The 15127-nt window shown below is 66.1% G+C and carries 16 protein-coding genes; 12 read left to right on the forward strand and 4 right to left on the reverse strand.

Annotation, left to right across the window (positions count from 1 at the left end; translation table 11 throughout):
* Nucleotides 1–97 precede the first annotated feature (97 nt).
* The gene (locus tag IEY87_RS01470; RefSeq protein ID WP_225276848.1) at nucleotides 98–973 is read left to right on the forward strand and encodes a VldE C-terminal domain-containing protein; all 876 of its coding nucleotides are present in this window, start codon (nucleotides 98–100) and stop codon (nucleotides 971–973) included.
* Here IEY87_RS01470 and IEY87_RS01475 read toward each other — a convergent pair.
* Entirely contained in the window at nucleotides 970–2262 is a 1293-nt protein-coding gene (locus tag IEY87_RS01475; RefSeq protein ID WP_189136621.1) for a GH1 family beta-glucosidase, read from the reverse strand. The two genes, IEY87_RS01470 and IEY87_RS01475, sit on opposite strands and share 4 nt — an antisense overlap.
* 81 nt (nucleotides 2263–2343) lie before the next feature.
* On the opposite strand from IEY87_RS01475, the gene IEY87_RS01480 reads away from it, so the two are divergent.
* Nucleotides 2344–2985 (forward strand): TetR/AcrR family transcriptional regulator, encoded by a 642-nt coding sequence (locus IEY87_RS01480; RefSeq protein WP_189136622.1) that lies wholly within the window; start codon nucleotides 2344–2346, stop codon nucleotides 2983–2985.
* Nucleotides 2986–3124: 139 nt separating this feature from the next.
* On the opposite strand, the gene IEY87_RS01485 is transcribed toward IEY87_RS01480, so the two are convergent.
* Nucleotides 3125–4045 carry an aldo/keto reductase gene (locus IEY87_RS01485; RefSeq protein ID WP_189136623.1) on the reverse strand — a complete coding sequence of 307 codons (921 nt, stop codon included), beginning with the start codon at nucleotides 4043–4045 and terminating at the stop codon, nucleotides 3125–3127.
* 131 nt (nucleotides 4046–4176) lie between these two features.
* On the opposite strand from IEY87_RS01485, the gene IEY87_RS01490 reads away from it, so the two are divergent.
* Nucleotides 4177–4536 carry a MerR family transcriptional regulator gene (locus IEY87_RS01490; RefSeq protein ID WP_189136624.1) on the forward strand — a complete coding sequence of 120 codons (360 nt, stop codon included), beginning with the start codon at nucleotides 4177–4179 and terminating at the stop codon, nucleotides 4534–4536.
* A 103-nt stretch (nucleotides 4537–4639) separates the two neighbouring features.
* Nucleotides 4640–5932 (forward strand): penicillin-binding transpeptidase domain-containing protein, encoded by a 1293-nt coding sequence (locus IEY87_RS01495; RefSeq protein ID WP_225276847.1) that lies wholly within the window; start codon nucleotides 4640–4642, stop codon nucleotides 5930–5932.
* Nucleotides 5933–6009: 77 nt separating this feature from the next.
* Here IEY87_RS01495 and IEY87_RS01500 read toward each other — a convergent pair whose 3' ends face one another.
* Nucleotides 6010–6918 (reverse strand): LLM class flavin-dependent oxidoreductase, encoded by a 909-nt coding sequence (locus IEY87_RS01500; protein ID WP_189136626.1) that lies wholly within the window; start codon nucleotides 6916–6918, stop codon nucleotides 6010–6012.
* Nucleotides 6919–7438: 520 nt separating this feature from the next.
* On the opposite strand from IEY87_RS01500, the gene IEY87_RS01505 reads away from it, so the two are divergent.
* The 3 genes from IEY87_RS01505 (at nucleotide 7439) to IEY87_RS01515 (ending at nucleotide 10630) form a co-directional block, all read left to right on the forward strand.
* A complete protein-coding gene (locus IEY87_RS01505) occupies nucleotides 7439–9895 on the forward strand; it encodes a DNRLRE domain-containing protein (protein WP_189136627.1) in 2457 nt (818 codons plus the stop codon).
* 218 nt (nucleotides 9896–10113) lie between these two features.
* Entirely contained in the window at nucleotides 10114–10335 is a 222-nt protein-coding gene (locus tag IEY87_RS01510; protein ID WP_189136628.1) for a hypothetical protein, read from the forward strand.
* Between the two features lie 148 nt (nucleotides 10336–10483).
* Nucleotides 10484–10630 carry a hypothetical protein gene (locus IEY87_RS01515; protein WP_189136629.1) on the forward strand — a complete coding sequence of 49 codons (147 nt, stop codon included), beginning with the start codon at nucleotides 10484–10486 and terminating at the stop codon, nucleotides 10628–10630.
* A gap of 120 nt (nucleotides 10631–10750) precedes the next feature.
* Here IEY87_RS01515 and IEY87_RS01520 read toward each other — a convergent pair whose 3' ends face one another.
* Complete coding sequence (locus IEY87_RS01520; RefSeq protein ID WP_189136630.1) at nucleotides 10751–11203, reverse strand: ATP-binding protein; 453 nt, start codon at nucleotides 11201–11203, stop codon at nucleotides 10751–10753.
* 459 nt (nucleotides 11204–11662) lie between these two features.
* Here IEY87_RS01520 and IEY87_RS01525 point away from each other — a divergent pair, with 459 nt between their 5' ends.
* The 5 genes from IEY87_RS01525 (at nucleotide 11663) to IEY87_RS01545 (ending at nucleotide 15106) form a co-directional block, all read left to right on the forward strand.
* Nucleotides 11663–12568 (forward strand): helix-turn-helix domain-containing protein, encoded by a 906-nt coding sequence (locus tag IEY87_RS01525; protein WP_225276893.1) that lies wholly within the window; start codon nucleotides 11663–11665, stop codon nucleotides 12566–12568.
* Between the two features lie 23 nt (nucleotides 12569–12591).
* Complete coding sequence (locus IEY87_RS01530; RefSeq protein WP_189136632.1) at nucleotides 12592–12798, forward strand: DUF397 domain-containing protein; 207 nt, start codon at nucleotides 12592–12594, stop codon at nucleotides 12796–12798.
* A 115-nt stretch (nucleotides 12799–12913) separates the two neighbouring features.
* Nucleotides 12914–13144, forward strand: coding sequence for a DUF397 domain-containing protein (locus IEY87_RS01535; RefSeq protein ID WP_189136633.1), 231 nt, complete (start codon nucleotides 12914–12916; stop codon nucleotides 13142–13144).
* 88 nt (nucleotides 13145–13232) lie between these two features.
* Nucleotides 13233–14417, forward strand: coding sequence for an MFS transporter (locus IEY87_RS01540; protein ID WP_189136634.1), 1185 nt, complete (start codon nucleotides 13233–13235; stop codon nucleotides 14415–14417).
* A 260-nt stretch (nucleotides 14418–14677) separates the two neighbouring features.
* Nucleotides 14678–15106: a universal stress protein gene (locus IEY87_RS01545; protein ID WP_189136635.1), complete on the forward strand. Its 429-nt coding sequence runs from the start codon at nucleotides 14678–14680 to the stop codon at nucleotides 15104–15106.
* Nucleotides 15107–15127: the final 21 nt, after the last annotated feature.

A 15127-nucleotide genomic window follows, 5' to 3' on the forward strand; every position in this document is an offset into this window, starting at 1 on the left:
GGGGCATCAGTTCGTCCGTTCAGATGACAGCCCTCAAGATCATCTTCTATAGTTTCGATCCGTCTACTAGGGGAGGAAGGTCGTGAGAGCAGGGCGCATGGCCGTGAGTGCCGTCGTCCTCGCCGGGCTGTTCGCGATCCCCGCCCCGCAGGCGGCCTCGGCGGACCCGAGCCCCACCTCGCTGCGCAAGCTGACCAAGCAGGCCGCCGCGCTCAACAACCGCTACCGCGGTCAGATCCAGAGCCTGGAAGAGGTCCGGATCCAGGCGAAGCGGGCGGTGACCACCTCCGGCTCGCTGACCAGCCGGCTGGCCGCGGCCAGGGGCGAGTTGGCCGAGCTGGCGACGACCACCTACATGCTCGGCCCCATGGACCCCACCCAGCTGCTGAGCCTCGGCCTCGACCCGCACAAGGCGCTCGGCAACGCCGCCAACATGAACTACATGGCCATCGACCGGGCCGCCCGGGTCGCCGAGGTCGAGCGGCTCATCCGGGACTCCGACAAGGCCAAGCTGGCCGCCAACGACAAGATCAAGAAGCTTCAGAAGGAGATCCGCACGCTGCAGGGCAGACGCCGCGAGATGGACAGACTGCTCGCCAAGTACGGCTTCCAGCAGCCCGGCGGCGCTGGCGGCCTCACCCAGCGGCTGATCTCGGTACGGGCCGACGTCATGCAGAACTTCCCGATGCCCTACGGGGTCGGCTGCCTGCGCCCCGGCGACCCGGGGGAGCACGGCAAGGGGCGGGCCTGCGATTTCATGATCTCCCGGGGCATGGCCACCGGCGGCGAGGCCGACCGGGGCGACGCGCTGGCCGAATACCTGATCAAGAACGGCTCCCGGCTCGGCGTGATGTACATCATCTGGAAGCAGCGCTACTACGACATCCGCTCGGGCGGCGGCTGGGACCCCATGTCCGACCGTGGCGGCGTCACGGCCAACCACTACGACCACGTGCACGTGTCGGTGTTCTAAAGGGCGGCCAGAAACCCCTTCAGCCACGTGTAGGAGGCCTTGGGGGTGCGGCGCAGCGTCTGGAAGTCCACGTGGACCAGGCCGAACCGCTGGTGATAGCCCTCCGCCCACTCGAAGTTGTCCAGCAGTGACCAGACGAAGTAGCCGCGCACGTCCACGCCCTCATCCTGGGCACGTCGTACGGCCTGGATGTGCTCGTCCAGGAAGGCGATCCTGGCCTGGTCGTCGATGGTGCCGTCCGGGCCGGGGACGTCGGGCTGGGAGCAGCCGTTCTCGGTGATGTAGATCGGCGGCAAGGCCGGGCCGTACCGGGCGCGCAGGCCCACCAGGAGCTCGCGCAGGCCGTCGGGGACGACCGGCCAGCCGAAGGCGGTGGTGGGGACGCCGGTGATGCCGGCGTCGGAGAAGGGCAGGCCCGCTTCGGTGGGGGCGGCGATCCGGGTGGGGTTGTAGTAGTTGACGCCGAGGCCGTCCAGGGGCGCCGCGATGATGGCGAGGTCGCCGTCGCGGACGCAGTCCATGGGTCCGTACGCCGACAAATCCGGATATGTCGCGAGAAGGAGGGGTTCGAGGAAGAGGCGGTTGTGCAGGATGTCGTACGCCTCGGCGGCGGCCACGTCCTGCGCTGAGTCCGACGCCGGCCGTACCGGGGTGCAGTTGTTGGTGATCAACACCTGCTCGGCGCCGGCCGCCCGCAGCGCGTCCACGGCCAGGCCGTGGCCGAGGAGCTGGTGGTGGGCGACGGGCAGGGCGTCCACCATCAGGGCCTGACCGGGGGCGTGCATGCCCAGCGCGTGTCCGAAGGCCATGTGCACGAACGGCTCGTTGAGCGTGATCCACATCGCCACCCGGTCCGCCAGTCGCTCGGCCACCAGCGCCGCGTAGTCGGCGAAGCGGTGGGCGGTGTCGCGGCTCAGCCAGCCGCCGCGATCCTGCTCCGCCTGCGGCAGGTCCCAGTGGAACAGCGTGGGCACCGGCGTGATCCCGGCCGCGAGCAGCCCGTCGACCAGCCGCTCGTAGAAGTCCAGCCCTTTCGGGTTGGCCACCCCGTCGGGCTGCACCCGGGACCAGGACAGGGAGAAGCGGTAGGCGTTGACCCCCAGCTCCGCCATCAGGGCCACGTCCTCGGCCCACCGGTGATAGTGGTCGCAGGCCACGTCCCCGGTGTGCCCGTCCCTGGTACGGCCGGGCTCGTGGGAGAAGGTGTCCCAGATGGACGGGGCCCTGCCGTCCTCGCTCGCGGCGCCCTCGATCTGGTAGGCGGCGGTGGCCGTACCCCACAGGAACATCGCAGGCTCCTCAAGCTAGGCGAGTATGGCTCATGTTAACCGGCGCACGGCTACCTGCCAGTAATGCGCCAGGATGGGGGCATGACGAGTACCTTGCGCCGCCGCCCCGCCCAGCGTCGCAGCGTGGAGCGGGTGGAGCGGATGCTCGACGAGTGCGCGCTCCTCCTCGACGAGATCGGCTACGAATCGCTGACCACCAAGGAGGTCGCTCGCCGGGCCGAGGTGCCGATCGGGACCTTCTACCAGTTCTTTCCCGACAAACAGGGCCTGGTGCGTGCGCTCGCGCTGCGCAATCTGGAGGCGTTCCTCGGCCGGGTGTCCGAGCTCATCGCCGCCGCCGAGCTGAGCCACTGGACCGACCTGGTGGAGCTGGCCATCGACGAGTTCGTGTCGATGAAGCGGAGCACCCCGGGGTTCGGGGTGGTGGACTTCGGCGAGGTGCTGCGCGCGCCGGGCGGCCCGGCCATCGAGGGCACCAACCGCATGCTGGACGCGGCGCTGGAGAACAACGCCGTCGTCGCCGACCGCCTGCGCGGGCTCGGCACCGACCTGCTCGGCGTCCCCCTGGACCGCGGCCTCGACCGGGCGATCCTGGTGGCGGTCGAGGCCACGGACGCGGTGCTCAAGCTCGCCTTCCGGGTGGACCATGACGGCGACCCCGAGCTGATCGCCGAGTGCAAGCAACTCGTCCGCCGCTACCTGGCCGACCACCTGCCATCCTGATCGGCCCCCTGTTCAGCACGCCCGATCAGCCCTCAGGTCAGCCCTCAGGTCAGCCCTCAGGTCAGCCCTCAGGTCAGCCCTCAGGTCAGCTCCCAGATCAGCCGCCTGTCCAGCACTCCCGATCAGTCGGCATGCCTGATCAGCTCGGCGCGTCGAGTCGCGTCTTCAGCTCCTCGTCCAGCTTCAGCTCCGACCCGCCGATGGCCTCCTCCAGCTGGGCCAGGGAGCTCACGCCGACGATCGGCACATGACCGTCCGCCAGCAGCCAGGCCAGGACCACCTGGTTCGGCGTCGCGCCCAGCTCCCGCGCCACCTCGTGCAGGACGGCGAGCCGCCGCGTGGTGCCCGGGTGGTCGTACATCTCCGCGATCGGGCGGTCCTCGCGGGTGTACGCGCCGAACATCAGCGTGTTGTACGCCCACAGCGTCACGTCGTGCTCGCGTACGTACTCCAGGTGGTCGTCGGTGGTGAGCGTGTGGCCTCCCTCCGCCGGCCTGGTGTACGGGCGCGGGCGCAGGTAGGTGTGGCGTAGCTGCAGGTGGGTGTAGGGGAGCCAGCCGTGCGCGGCCGAGACGTTCCTGGCCCGCTCCAGGCGCCAGGCGGGCAGGTTGCTGGCGCCCGCGCGGCGGATCCTGCCTTTCTGGGCCAGCTCGTCGAGCTTCGCCAGGGTCTCCTCCAGGGGGACCGAGCGGTCCTCGATGTGCGCCCAGTAGAGGTCGACGTGGTCGGTGCCCAGTCTGCGGAGGCTGCCCTCGATGGCCTGGTCGATGGCGGCGGCCGACAGGCCCTCGGTCCTGTCCAGCGTCCTGTCGCCGGGGACGATCGGCCGGGCGCCGACCTTGGTGCTCAGGAAGACCTGGTCGCGGTTTCCACGGGCGGCCAGCCAGGCGCCGATGGCCGCCTCGCTCTCGTCGCCCGTGCAGCCCTCGACCCAGAACGGGTAGTTGTCGGCCGTGTCCAGCATGGTGCCGCCGGCTTCGACGAACCGGTCGAGAATGGCGAAGGTGTCCCGCTCGTTGACGGCGGTGCCGAAGGGGATGGTGCCGAGTGCGATCTGCATGGCCATGACTGTGGAAGCTGGAGTGCGGTCCATGTCAAGCGCCGATTTCATTTCCGGATTTACAGTGATATTTCGGTCATTTCGGGCGTGGCTTGACCTGGAGTGCACTCCAGGTGGGATGCTCGACCATCGTGAGCGTCTACACACCTGCCGAAGTGGTCGAAGAGACCGGCTTCACTCTGGACACGTTGCGCTACTACGAGAAGATCGGCCTGCTGGAGCGGGTCGAGCGCAACTCCGCCGGGCAGCGCCGGTTCACCCAGGAGGACATCGGCTGGCTCGGCACCATCCGGTGTCTGCGCGACACCGGCATGCCGATCGCCGAGATGCTGCGCTTCGCCGAGCTGGTCCGCGCCGGCGACCACACCATCGCCGACCGCATCAAGCTCCTGGAGGAGCACGATCGTCGCGTCGAGGGACAGATCGACAACCTGATCGAGCGCAAGCGCTACGTCAGCAACAAGATCTCCTATTACCGGAGCGTTCTGTAACGTCGCGTTGGCGGGCCGGTTGCTAGAACCGTGATGCATGGCCGGGCCCAGGGCGAGACGGATCAACATCCCACTGCGCCGCGTAGCGAGGATGTGCGCGGGGATGCTGTTCGCGCTGCTGGCGCAGCTCACTCTGGTCCAGGCGTTCGCATCGAGAGACCTCAACGCGGACCCGCGTAACGAGCGCACCCGCATCGCCCGGTTCGGCCAGCCACGCGGCGACATCGTCACCTATGACGGCACCGCCGTCGCCATCAGCCGCGAGACCGGCGGCGGACCGTACCGCTATCAGCGCTTCTATCCGCACGGCGAGATGTACGCCCCCATCACCGGGCACGTGTCCCCGCGCGGCGCCGGCGGCATCGAGCGGGCCCGGGAGGCGGTGCTGTCGGGCGACGACACCAGGGTGAAGGTGCAGTCGCTGGTCAGGGAGGGCACCGCGCAGGGCGCCGACGTCTGGCTCACCATCAGGAAGCGCGTCCAGTGGGCGGCCTACCGCAGCCTCAAGGCCTCCGGCCGCCCGGGCGCCGCCGTCGCCGTCAACCCGGCGACCGGCGCCATCCTGGCCCTGGCCACCTACCCGTCGTACGACCCGAACGCCTACGCCACCTTCGACTCCGCCGCCCTGGCCGCGACGGACGACCGCCTGCGCCGCGACCCGGCCGAGCCGCTGCTGAACCGGGCCCTCGACCGCACGTATCCGCCGGGCGCCATGACCGGCCTGATCGCCGCGGCCACCGCCCTCACCACCGGCGGCCACGTGCCGTCCACCGCCCTGGACCTGCCCGGCGACGCTCATGATCAGAACGGTCGGTACTGCGGGAAGAGCCGGCTGACGCTGTCTCAGGCTTTCCGGCTCTCCTGCGATCCGGCCCTGGCCGACCTCGGGCGGTCGCTCGGCCAGGACGCCCTGCGGGACCAGGCCGAGGCGTTCGGCTTCAACACCACGTTGACGGTCCCGCTGCCGGTGGCGGCGAGCACCTATCCGTCATCCCAGGACAAGCCGGGCGGCGCCCTGGCCACCGCCGGCACCTCGGACATCCGCCTCACCCCGCTCATGGTCGCGATGCTCTCGGCGACCGTGGCCAACGACGGCACGCTGATGCGCCCGTACCTGGTGGAACGGGCGCGGCTGCCCGGCGGCTCCACCATCAACCGAGCCGGCCCGTCCCCCTACCGCACGGCCATGAGCCCGGCCATGGCCGACCAGCTCACCACCATGATGACCACCCGCCCCTGGCCCCCCGGGGTGGCACTGGCGGCCACCGGATCAGCCACGGTCTTCACCGCCTTCGCCCCCGCCGGTGCCCCCGAGGTGGCCGTGGGCGTGGTCCTCGACCGACCGGGCCCCACCGCGGCCATCGCCCGCGCCATCCTCCGGGCCGCCCTGGCCTGATCGTCCGGCAGTCGTACGAGACGAGCGAACCGGTCGCCTCATGGCAGGGCGGAACACATCCTGCGCCAGGCAACGCCTCACCGGTGCATCAAGGTTCGCGCCTCCGCCAGCAGGTCCACCTGAGCACGCCAGTCGCCACCTGAGATCCCCACGACCGCGTGCGTCGCCCCCGCCTCACGGTAGGCCGCCAGCCTCTCGGCGGCCTGCTGGGGAGGGCCGGTGAGCGGAATCTCCATAGCCTCCTCCAGCGGTCGGCCGTACGCGCCGCTGATGCCGGAGGCGATCCGCGCCCGAGACGGCACCTCCGACCCGGTTCCCAGGGCGGCGACGCCTCCGATCGCGATGACCGGAACGGTCCGGCCGGCCTCCTGGGCCGACGCTGAGAGCAACTCGCGTCCCGTGGCGACCTCACGCGGGGAGATCAGCGAGGGGAACCACCCGTCTCCCCACCGTGCCGCCCTCCGGATGGCGATGCGCGAGGCGTTGCCGACCCACACCGGGGGCATGGCCGTCGCAGGCGTCAGTTCGACCGCCGGTTCCCCGGGCTCGTCCCGTAGGCGGGTCTCCTTGCCCGCCAGCAACCGGGGAAGCAACTCCAAAGCTGTGTCCGTACGGCTGCCGCGCTGGTCGAAGGGGACTCCGGCGGCGCGCCACTGGCCGGGACCGCCTCCCGAGCCGATGCCGAGGACGAGCCGGTCGCCGGATACGTGCTGCAACGTCGCGATCTGCTTGGCCGCCCAGACGAGAGGCCGGATCGCGGGGACGAACACGCCGGCGCCGATCGTGATCCTGGCGGTGGACGCGGCGGCGGTGGCCAGGGCGATCGGGGCGTCCAGCGTCGGCCCGCCGGTGGCCAGATGATCGCCGTGCCACACCCCGTCCAGTTCCGCGTCCTCCGCATGGCGCGCGGCCTCACGCAGGTCAAGGCCAGCACTGCGTTGTACGGCGACCCCAGGCAGGATGACACCGATCTCGAAGGTTCTCATGGCCCCTACGGTCCAACCTCAACACAGGTTGAGGTCAACCGGCGGAAGGATCAGAGCGCCTGACCGGTGCAGATCTATGGGCTGGAGGCAACAGTTCGACGAGGTCCTCGCTGAGCGCCTGGCTTACGGGAAGTCGCCCCTCGCTCGAAGCGCTCGTCATTGTGCTCGGCTGCTACGACGCATCCCAGCACGCTCAATAGAGAAGAATATGCAAGGTATTGCAGCGAATGATCTTTACTGTTAGGTTCCATATGGATTGATGATCTTCGTCAAGGACTGGAGTTTCGTGCTCGCATCTCACCTCCTCGTATCCTCCAACAGGCGTAGAAGGCTATTACGGGGGTTCATCGCTGGACTTCTGATAACACTCCTCCCCGCGACTGTACTCACGCCCATCGCATTGGCAGACCCCGTGCCTGGCGGAACCACTCAGCAGGAAAGCGCTACTCAGAACGTCCCCATCGAGTTATTGGGAGCGGCAACCGAAACCACGCGGTACTGGCGGTATCCCGATGGGCGTGTGACCACAGAGATCTGGCCGAGACCCGTTCGCGTCCAGAAGAGTGGCGCCTGGGCGTGGATCGATACCACCTTGGTGAAACAGGACGGAACTATCAAGCCGAAGGTCATCAAGGGTGACTTGTCGCTGTCTCCAGGCGACCGCACAGGCGCATTGACCACCTTTGCGCCCACGTCTAAGCAGACTCTCGCCTTGTCATGGCCCACCGGGTTACCCAAACCGAGATTGGAGGGAAGCCGAGCTACCTATGCCGACGCTGCTGGCCCTGGTGCTGACCTCGTGGTCACTGCCCTGGCGACCGGGTTCCGCTATGACGTAGTCCTCCGGAATCGGCCGGTCAAGGTTCTGGAGCTCAAAATCTCGGTCCAGGGTAAAGGTCTCGCACTGCGCAAGGCGCCAGATGGCCGTCTGCGGGTGATCGATGACGGTGACCGTAACATCGCTATCGCCCCGGAGCCTCTCCTGCGTGGCACCGAGACCGCTAAAAATCGTAGCGCTGAGGCTGGGACAGTAGAGACTGCTGTGCTTACTGCGAGCGGAAAGCAGACGCTGCTCCTCAAGCCCGATCCCGCATATCTGGCCGATCCGGCTACGCTATATCCGGTGACCATCCAGTCCGCGTTCAGCATCATCCCTACCGCCGACGCGGACGTTTGGAACATCTCCCCTGACTTTCCGAACGGCGACGGCAGCACTTTGAAGGCGGGCACAGAGTCGGACGGCAGCACGTCCCGCGCCTACCTGAAGTTCGATATGTCGCCCCTGGCGGGACAGCAGATCGGCAACGTGACGCTGTCCCTGCTCAACATCGACGGCCCCAGTTGTGGCACTGCGGTTAGTGACGGGATCCAGGTCCGTCGAGTCACCAGCGCGTGGAGTCCCTCTACCGTCACCTGGTCTGCACAGCCGACCAACACCACCGAAGATGCTGTCACCAACAGAAGCAGCGTCGGCGGAGCCTGTGGGCCTGCCCCGATGGACTGGAATATCACCGCCATGGCCCGCCAATGGGCCAACGACATTGGGAACTATGGTTTGGTCCTTATGTCCCCAACTGAGCGCGCGAGGAACAACTACCGAGTCTTTCCTGCCTCCGAAGATGCCGAATTCAACAACCCCCCGAAGATCACTGCGACATTTGATCCTATTGGTGGGCCAACCACCCTCTATCCAGCTGACTCCAACGGAGTGGAGGTTATACAGGCTCCTGCGAACTGGGGCAGCGACTCTGTGCAGATGGCGGAGCCTCTCGCGCATGCGCTTAGCGGAGCACATGATCGTGTAGAAGCAAATTTCGACGTGCTCGCCACCCCATACGTAGACATGGTTACCGGCCAAGTTATTGTTCCTGCAGCCACTGCTGACGGTCGCGCCATCGGCTCTGTAGCTCTCGCTGGTACGGCCTACCTCGGCTTGACGGGTACGGACTGGACCGTCCCTGGCACATACGAGGGGGACGACACCGACGAGCACAGCGAAGTACCAGCGGGCGAGACGGAGGATTTCACGTTCGCCCCGCAGGTCCCCGATGTAACCAGGAGTTCGGCCCGGCTGTTCGCGGTCATCCGTGAGGTACTGGATGCGGATATCAGTCAACTGCCTGGTGCGGACCGCATCGTGTCTGGTCGTGTCTGGCCTGAGCGCAACCAGGTTCTTCTCACTGCCAACGCTGTATCACCCGAGATGCGGCTAGCTCTCGCCCAACGTTATGGCACCAACACACTCGTGATCCGGCTGGATCCCGACGCTGTCCGCGCTGAGCGCCAAGACAGTCGGCTGAACGACAACAACGAACACATCAATGGCGCGGGAGCGTACATCAACAATGAGAATGAGCCCTGCACAATGGGCTTCGCGTGGTCGCTACCTGCTGGCAAGCGGCTGCTAACCGCCGGGCACTGCTTGGACAGAAACGCCTCGGAAGCTACCTTCTCTTATGGGCGCCGTGTACTGAGCACTCACCTTCTGGGTGAGGGTACCGTGCCTCTGCCAGGTCAGACCGCGCTTCTCGGTGATAGCGCACTCGTCGAGGTGACCAAGCCGGGCATTCAGCCGACAGCTTCCATCTTCGTTGGGGCTATCGACTCCAAGACCAAACGTCCTGTCAAGGGGAGATTCAGTCGTCGTTCTGTGGTGGGTGACCTGTACTGTGTTGGAGGCATGCGGACCGGGCAAACATGCAGCTGGAAAGTCACCGACGCCAATACAAGTATCCCTGTGGACGGCGGTCAGATTGTGAACGTTGTAAAGGGTACACATCCTTCGGCCTGCACTGGCCCTGGCGACTCTGGAGGGGCCGTCTACACCATCGACCGAGCTACCGGCTATGTAGTGGCCAAGGGAATCCACTCCTCAGCCAACACACCTCTCATTGGTGACTGCGACGAGTTCTTCACCGACATCCAACTCGTTCGCCAGGCCTATGGTGGCGATGTGATGAAGCGTAGGTTGCCGTAGTACGAGCTGCACAGAGACCTGGTAGGGAAACTATGTCCCTTCCGCGATTCCGTACGTTTTCCATAGCGGTTGTTATCGCCTTCTCGATACTGGTCCTAACGGCATGCACGGCCAAATGGGAGGAGGTTCACCTCGCATCCTTGTCCGCGGACGAGCGAACATTGACGGTTGATCTGGTTCTCCGACCTCCCAACGCAGAAGGTGAATTCTGTCAACGGGTGACGAACACTGAAGTATCCGAGACCCCGTCCCAGGTGATCATCGGCATCCAGGTGGACGACAATTGCCGGTCGTGGCCTTGGGAGAATGAATACCACCAGGATATCGGAAAGCTTTACCCGGTGAAGCTGGAACTGCAGGCTCCGCTGGCAGGGCGGGACTTGATCAATAAGGGAACTCGTCAACGCGTCAACATCACTCGTCCGGCGGATAATCCCTGACCAGCAACGTCCGCTTCAACTTGGGCGCCGGTCCAGGTCTCCTCGATACGTACGAGGAGACCTGGACTTCGGTGAAGTTCCGCAGGTGGACACCTCGTCAATGCGCGACCCTTCGCCGATCGCGGGTCCACTCCATAGAATGCAGGCGTTGCGCGAGCTCACCGATGAGGCCGCCGCTATTGCCGTCCGCCTGCACGGTCACTTGCTACTGCGAGATCTGGTGCAGTTTCTGCTGATCTCCGGCAGGATCAGCCCCGAGTCGCGCGGCCTGGTCCTGCGCCGTGACATCTCCTAACGCCCGCTTCGGGGATTATTGAGCCCTCGAAGCGGGCCGATAGTGCTGGGACGTGGCCGGCCAAGCACCCTGGGCCTCAGTAGCGCTGAGATGCGGCGGATGAGCCCGTCGCGCCGGGCGTTAGCCTGCAGTTAGGCAGTCCAGGCCGTGCGGTGGCCGGTCCGGCGCATCGTCCGTCGTGAACACTTCGGCCCACACTGTGTTCCAGCCGAGAGGTTGGGGCTGTGTCCCCCACCTGGCCGATACCTGCTCGACCAGCCAGAGCCCCCGCCCATGACAGTCCTCATCGCCGGACTCGCGGGGGCAGGGGGAGGTCTGTTCCCCTTCATCGGTCACCTCGATCCGGACCAGCGTGTCACTGATCGCCGCGACCTCCACGGTGACCAGTCCGCCGCACCGCGCTGAGCGGGTATGCAGGACGGAGTTGGACACCAATTCGCTGACCACGAGTTCCGCGTTCTTCACGTTCCGGTGCCCCGCCGCCGTAAGCGTGCGCCCGACACAGTGCCGGATCACCGGCACCGCCCAATCCACCCCCGGAACCACCGTCTCGACCAGAAACCTCTCCGTCATTGCGCCGCCTCCCAGATCCGTCGGAAACCGGAGTCGCTCAGGTCCGCCCACTGCTGCCTGCCGTGACCCCACGTGAAGATCCACCGCCCATCCCGAACCGTCACCCTCACCCGCAAAGCCCCCGAAGCCCGCTCGATCAGGACGAACGGCTCGCAGCCCTTCGGTAGGACGAGCGAGGTCCTCAGGCCCACCTCTCGCAGCGCCCATGCCAGCCGCCCTAAGCCGACGTACCGCTCTTCCTCGGGGGTGCGTTGCCTTGAAGGTTGGTGCGTCGCGCTTGCTCGCGTCCGAATCCGTCGCACTGGGTCAGTCGCCCCTTTGCTAGCCGGAATGGCCAAGGTCTGAGTCGTAGAGAGATCGGCATGCGGCCGATGCGTCGACATGTGCTGGCCGTTCGTTTCGAGAACGGTCGGCACGTCGAAGGCTTACAATCTGGAAGTTACCTCGGAGAGATTACCAATGGTAGCTTCCAAAGGAAGTTTCCTTTGGAAGTTTCCAGAAAGGTGTGACGTGTCAGCAGAGACGAGCCCGACCGTGCGCAGGCGTCGCCTAGCATCTGAGCTAAGACGGTTGAGAACTGATCGTGATATGTCAATGCAAGTGGTGGCGAAACGGATGGAGATGACCGCCGCATCGCTCAGCCGTATCGAAACAGGGCGCCGCGGGATCAGGCCTCGTGACCTTCGGGCGCTTCTCGACCTCTACAGCGTTGCGGGGAACGAACGGGAAGAGCTGCTCGCGCTCTCGCGGGAAGCTCAGCAGAAGGGATGGTGGCAGCAATACGGAAGCGTTCTGTCCAGTGAGTACGCCACCTTGATCGGACTTGAGGCGGAAGCGAGCACCGTAGAGAACTTCGAGCAGAGCCTTGTTCCTGGCCTGCTGCAGACAGAAGCCTACGCACGGGCGATCACCGCAGTATTCCGCCCAGGGGACTCGCCGGAGGATATAGATGGGCTCGTTGCCGTGCGCCTCAAGCGTCAGGAACGTCTTCGTGACAGTGAGTTCAATCTGTCCGTGATCGTAAGTGAAGCTGTGACCTGCCAGCATGTTGGGAGTCCGGAGGTCAGGGCCGAGCAGTTCCGACACCTCGCGCAGGCGAACCGTCAGGCCAACGTCATGGTCCAAGTCCTGCCGTTTCGGGCGGGAGAGCATGCAGCGCTGACCGGATCATTCAGCATCCTGGGGTTCCCTGCTACGACCGATCAGGACATCGTGTACCTGGAGAACATGACCAGTGCCGTCTACCTGGAAGAACCTCCAGAGGTGCGCATGTACAAGTCGGTGTACGACTATCTGAAGGCTGCCGCGCTCAGCCCGAAAGATTCAGCATCTATGCTGATAAAGGTAGCGGAAGGTCTCGCGTGACGCGGTTACGGAAGGGGCGCGGGATGCAGAAGGCGGAAACTGAGTGGGTGAAGAGCCCCTATAGCGGCGGAAATGGCAACTGTATCGAGCTCAGAAGGCGGGACGGGATGATCGAGGTTCGTGACTCGAAGAATCCGAACGGTCCCATCCTGCGCTTCACCGACGCAGAGGTCGCCGCCTTCCGTCTTGGTCTCGCCGATGGCGCGTTCGACCCCATTATTGGGTCATGAGTCGTACGGCCTGATGCGTTTAATCTGGAGGGGGCGAAGGCTGATCTCGGACCTGGCTAAATGATCGATTCTGTGGAACTTGTCCGGTTATTCACGGAAAGTCCGGGTGTCTCAAGTGGACCTGTCTGACATCAAGTGGCACAAGAGCGCGCGCAGTGGCGACGGCGCGAACTGCGTTGAGGTAGCTGCCGTGGACGCTCAAGATCTCCAGCTCGACAAGGCCGAGGTCGCGGATCGCCTGTTCCTCGTACGTGATTCCAAGGACCCCGACGGCCCTGTTCTCGCGTTCACCCCGGCGGAGCGGCGCGCGTTCGCCGAGGGGCCCAAGGATGGCGAGTTGAGCTGACTGCAGTTCCACTGGATTCGTGAGCCCCCGCCGCCAGCGGGAAAATCCCTTGAGGCCAGGGCCGTGATGCGAGAGCATCAGCGGCCGTATGACCCTCTTTCGCAACCGTGATTTCACTGTCTTCCTGTCCGTGCAGGCCCTGTCGGTGGCCGGTGACTCGTTCTCGATGCTCGCCATCCCCCTGCTGGTCCTGCACGCGACCGGCTCCGTCGTGCAGATGGGCGTCCTGACCGCTCTGTCCGGAGCCGCGTCACTCTTGGCAGGGGTGTTCGCCGGCCACCTCGCCGATCGCCTGGACCGTCGCCGCCTGCTCATCGGCTGCGACCTCGCCCGCGCCGCGCTCTACGGCGCCATCCCGATCGTCTGGATCTTCGGTCCGCAGATCTGGCTGCTGTACGTGATCGTCCCCTTGGGCGCCGCCCTCGGCATGTTGTTCCAGGTCACCTACGTCACGGTGGTGCCCAGCCTGGTCGAACCCGATCAGATCACCCAGGCCAACAGCCGTCTGTACGCCGTCTACGCCGCGGGGAGCATCGGTGGCCCCGCACTGGTCGGGGTGATCTCTGAGGCGTACGGCCCGGTGGTCGCGATCGGCATCGACGCCGCGAGCTTCGTGCTGTCCGCGCTCGGCATCCTGCTGATCCGGCTACGCCCGGCCACAGCGCCGGAGGACCGGGGCGGCCTGCTCGAAGGCGCCAGGTTCCTGTGGCGGCAGCCGGTGCTGCGCTCGCTGACCATCCTGCTGACCTTCTTCATCTTCCTGACCGCAGGGGTGGACGACATCGTCATATACCACCTCAAGCACGACCTCGCCCAGAACGATGACGCCATCGGCCTGGTCCTGGCTTGCGCGGCCGTCGGCACCATCCTGGGCGCCCCGCTGATCGCCCGCATCCGCAAGGCGATCGGATTCGGTCGCACCTGGGTGGCCGCCACCACGCTGTCCGGCCTGGCGATGGGCTGTATCGGGCTGGCCACCGGCGTGCCTTCGATCGCCGTCCTCATGGCGCTGTTCGTGTTCGGTACGGCCGTCGCGGGAATCTGCTCCCAGTCCTTCCGCCAGGAGGTCACCCCCAGCCACCTTCTGGGCAGGGTCACCGCCGCCTTCTGGACCATCCACTACGTCCTGGGCCCCGCCGGCGCCGCCCTCCTCACCCTCGGCGCCTCCCACCTCGGCGTCGCCACCGTGGCGGCCATAGCCGGTGCGGGCTGCGTCCTGGTCTCCTTGTCCGGCCTCCTTACTCCGATCCACCGCCCCCTCCCGCCCGGCTGACCTTCTGCTGTCATGTGGCCGCGCCGAAACTTGGGCAGAGCGCCTGGTCCGTCGACGTGCGAGATAGTCAGGGATCTGATGGTCCGAGCTAAAATCAGTGAGTGAGCCAAGAGCCCAAGGACGCCGTCGATCTCGTGCTGGAGCAGTGGCGGCGGGAGCGGCCCGATCTTGATCTTCCGCGACGGGCGTATTCGCGCGTATCGCGCGGCTGACTCGGCTGAGCCGTAAACACAAGAAGGGGAAGTCTCAAGGGGTGAGTTATGCCGCTGCTGGTGGTGGGCTATGACCGGCACCCGGCCGCGCAGAGTGCGCTGCGGACGGCCGCCGAGTTGGCCGACCGGCTGCGGGCGCGGCTGCTGGTCCTGCACGTCGTCGATCTGGAGGACTACCCCATCGACCCTGACGCCGCCGACTGGGAGGCTTGGGCCGAGCGGGCGGTGAGTGCCGAACGCGCCTCGGCTGAGGCGCTGCTGGCCGCGCACCGGCTGCCGTGGTCGTTCCAGGTGGACCACGGCGAACCGGGGCGGCGGTTGCTGGAGCTGGCCGCCCGCCATGACGCGCTGATGATCGTCATCGGCGTGGTCCGGCACGAATGGGGGGCGCATCTGCTGACCGGTTCGGTCGCCAAGCAGCTCACCCGCCACACCGACCGGCCGGTGCTCCTGGTGCCCGAACAGCACCCCCTCTGACAGCGCGATGGCCCAGGAGCG

The sequence above is a fragment of the Nonomuraea glycinis genome (assembly GCF_014646515.1).
GTDB lineage: Bacteria > Actinomycetota > Actinomycetes > Streptosporangiales > Streptosporangiaceae > Nonomuraea > Nonomuraea glycinis.

Coding starts and splice junctions, on each gene's coding strand:
- IEY87_RS01470 (WP_225276848.1), top strand. CDS start 98: ATGGCCGTGAGTGCCGTCGTCCTCGCCGGGCTGTTCGCGATCCCCGCC.
- IEY87_RS01475 (WP_189136621.1), bottom strand. CDS start 2,262: ATGTTCCTGTGGGGTACGGCCACCGCCGCCTACCAGATCGAGGGCGCC.
- IEY87_RS01480 (WP_189136622.1), top strand. CDS start 2,344: ATGACGAGTACCTTGCGCCGCCGCCCCGCCCAGCGTCGCAGCGTGGAG.
- IEY87_RS01485 (WP_189136623.1), bottom strand. CDS start 4,045: ATGCAGATCGCACTCGGCACCATCCCCTTCGGCACCGCCGTCAACGAG.
- IEY87_RS01495 (WP_225276847.1), top strand. CDS start 4,640: ATGCTGTTCGCGCTGCTGGCGCAGCTCACTCTGGTCCAGGCGTTCGCA.
- IEY87_RS01500 (WP_189136626.1), bottom strand. CDS start 6,918: ATGAGAACCTTCGAGATCGGTGTCATCCTGCCTGGGGTCGCCGTACAA.
- IEY87_RS01520 (WP_189136630.1), bottom strand. CDS start 11,203: ATGACGGAGAGGTTTCTGGTCGAGACGGTGGTTCCGGGGGTGGATTGG.
- IEY87_RS01525 (WP_225276893.1), top strand. CDS start 11,663: ATGGTAGCTTCCAAAGGAAGTTTCCTTTGGAAGTTTCCAGAAAGGTGT.
- IEY87_RS01530 (WP_189136632.1), top strand. CDS start 12,592: ATGCAGAAGGCGGAAACTGAGTGGGTGAAGAGCCCCTATAGCGGCGGA.
- IEY87_RS01540 (WP_189136634.1), top strand. CDS start 13,233: ATGACCCTCTTTCGCAACCGTGATTTCACTGTCTTCCTGTCCGTGCAG.
- IEY87_RS01545 (WP_189136635.1), top strand. CDS start 14,678: ATGCCGCTGCTGGTGGTGGGCTATGACCGGCACCCGGCCGCGCAGAGT.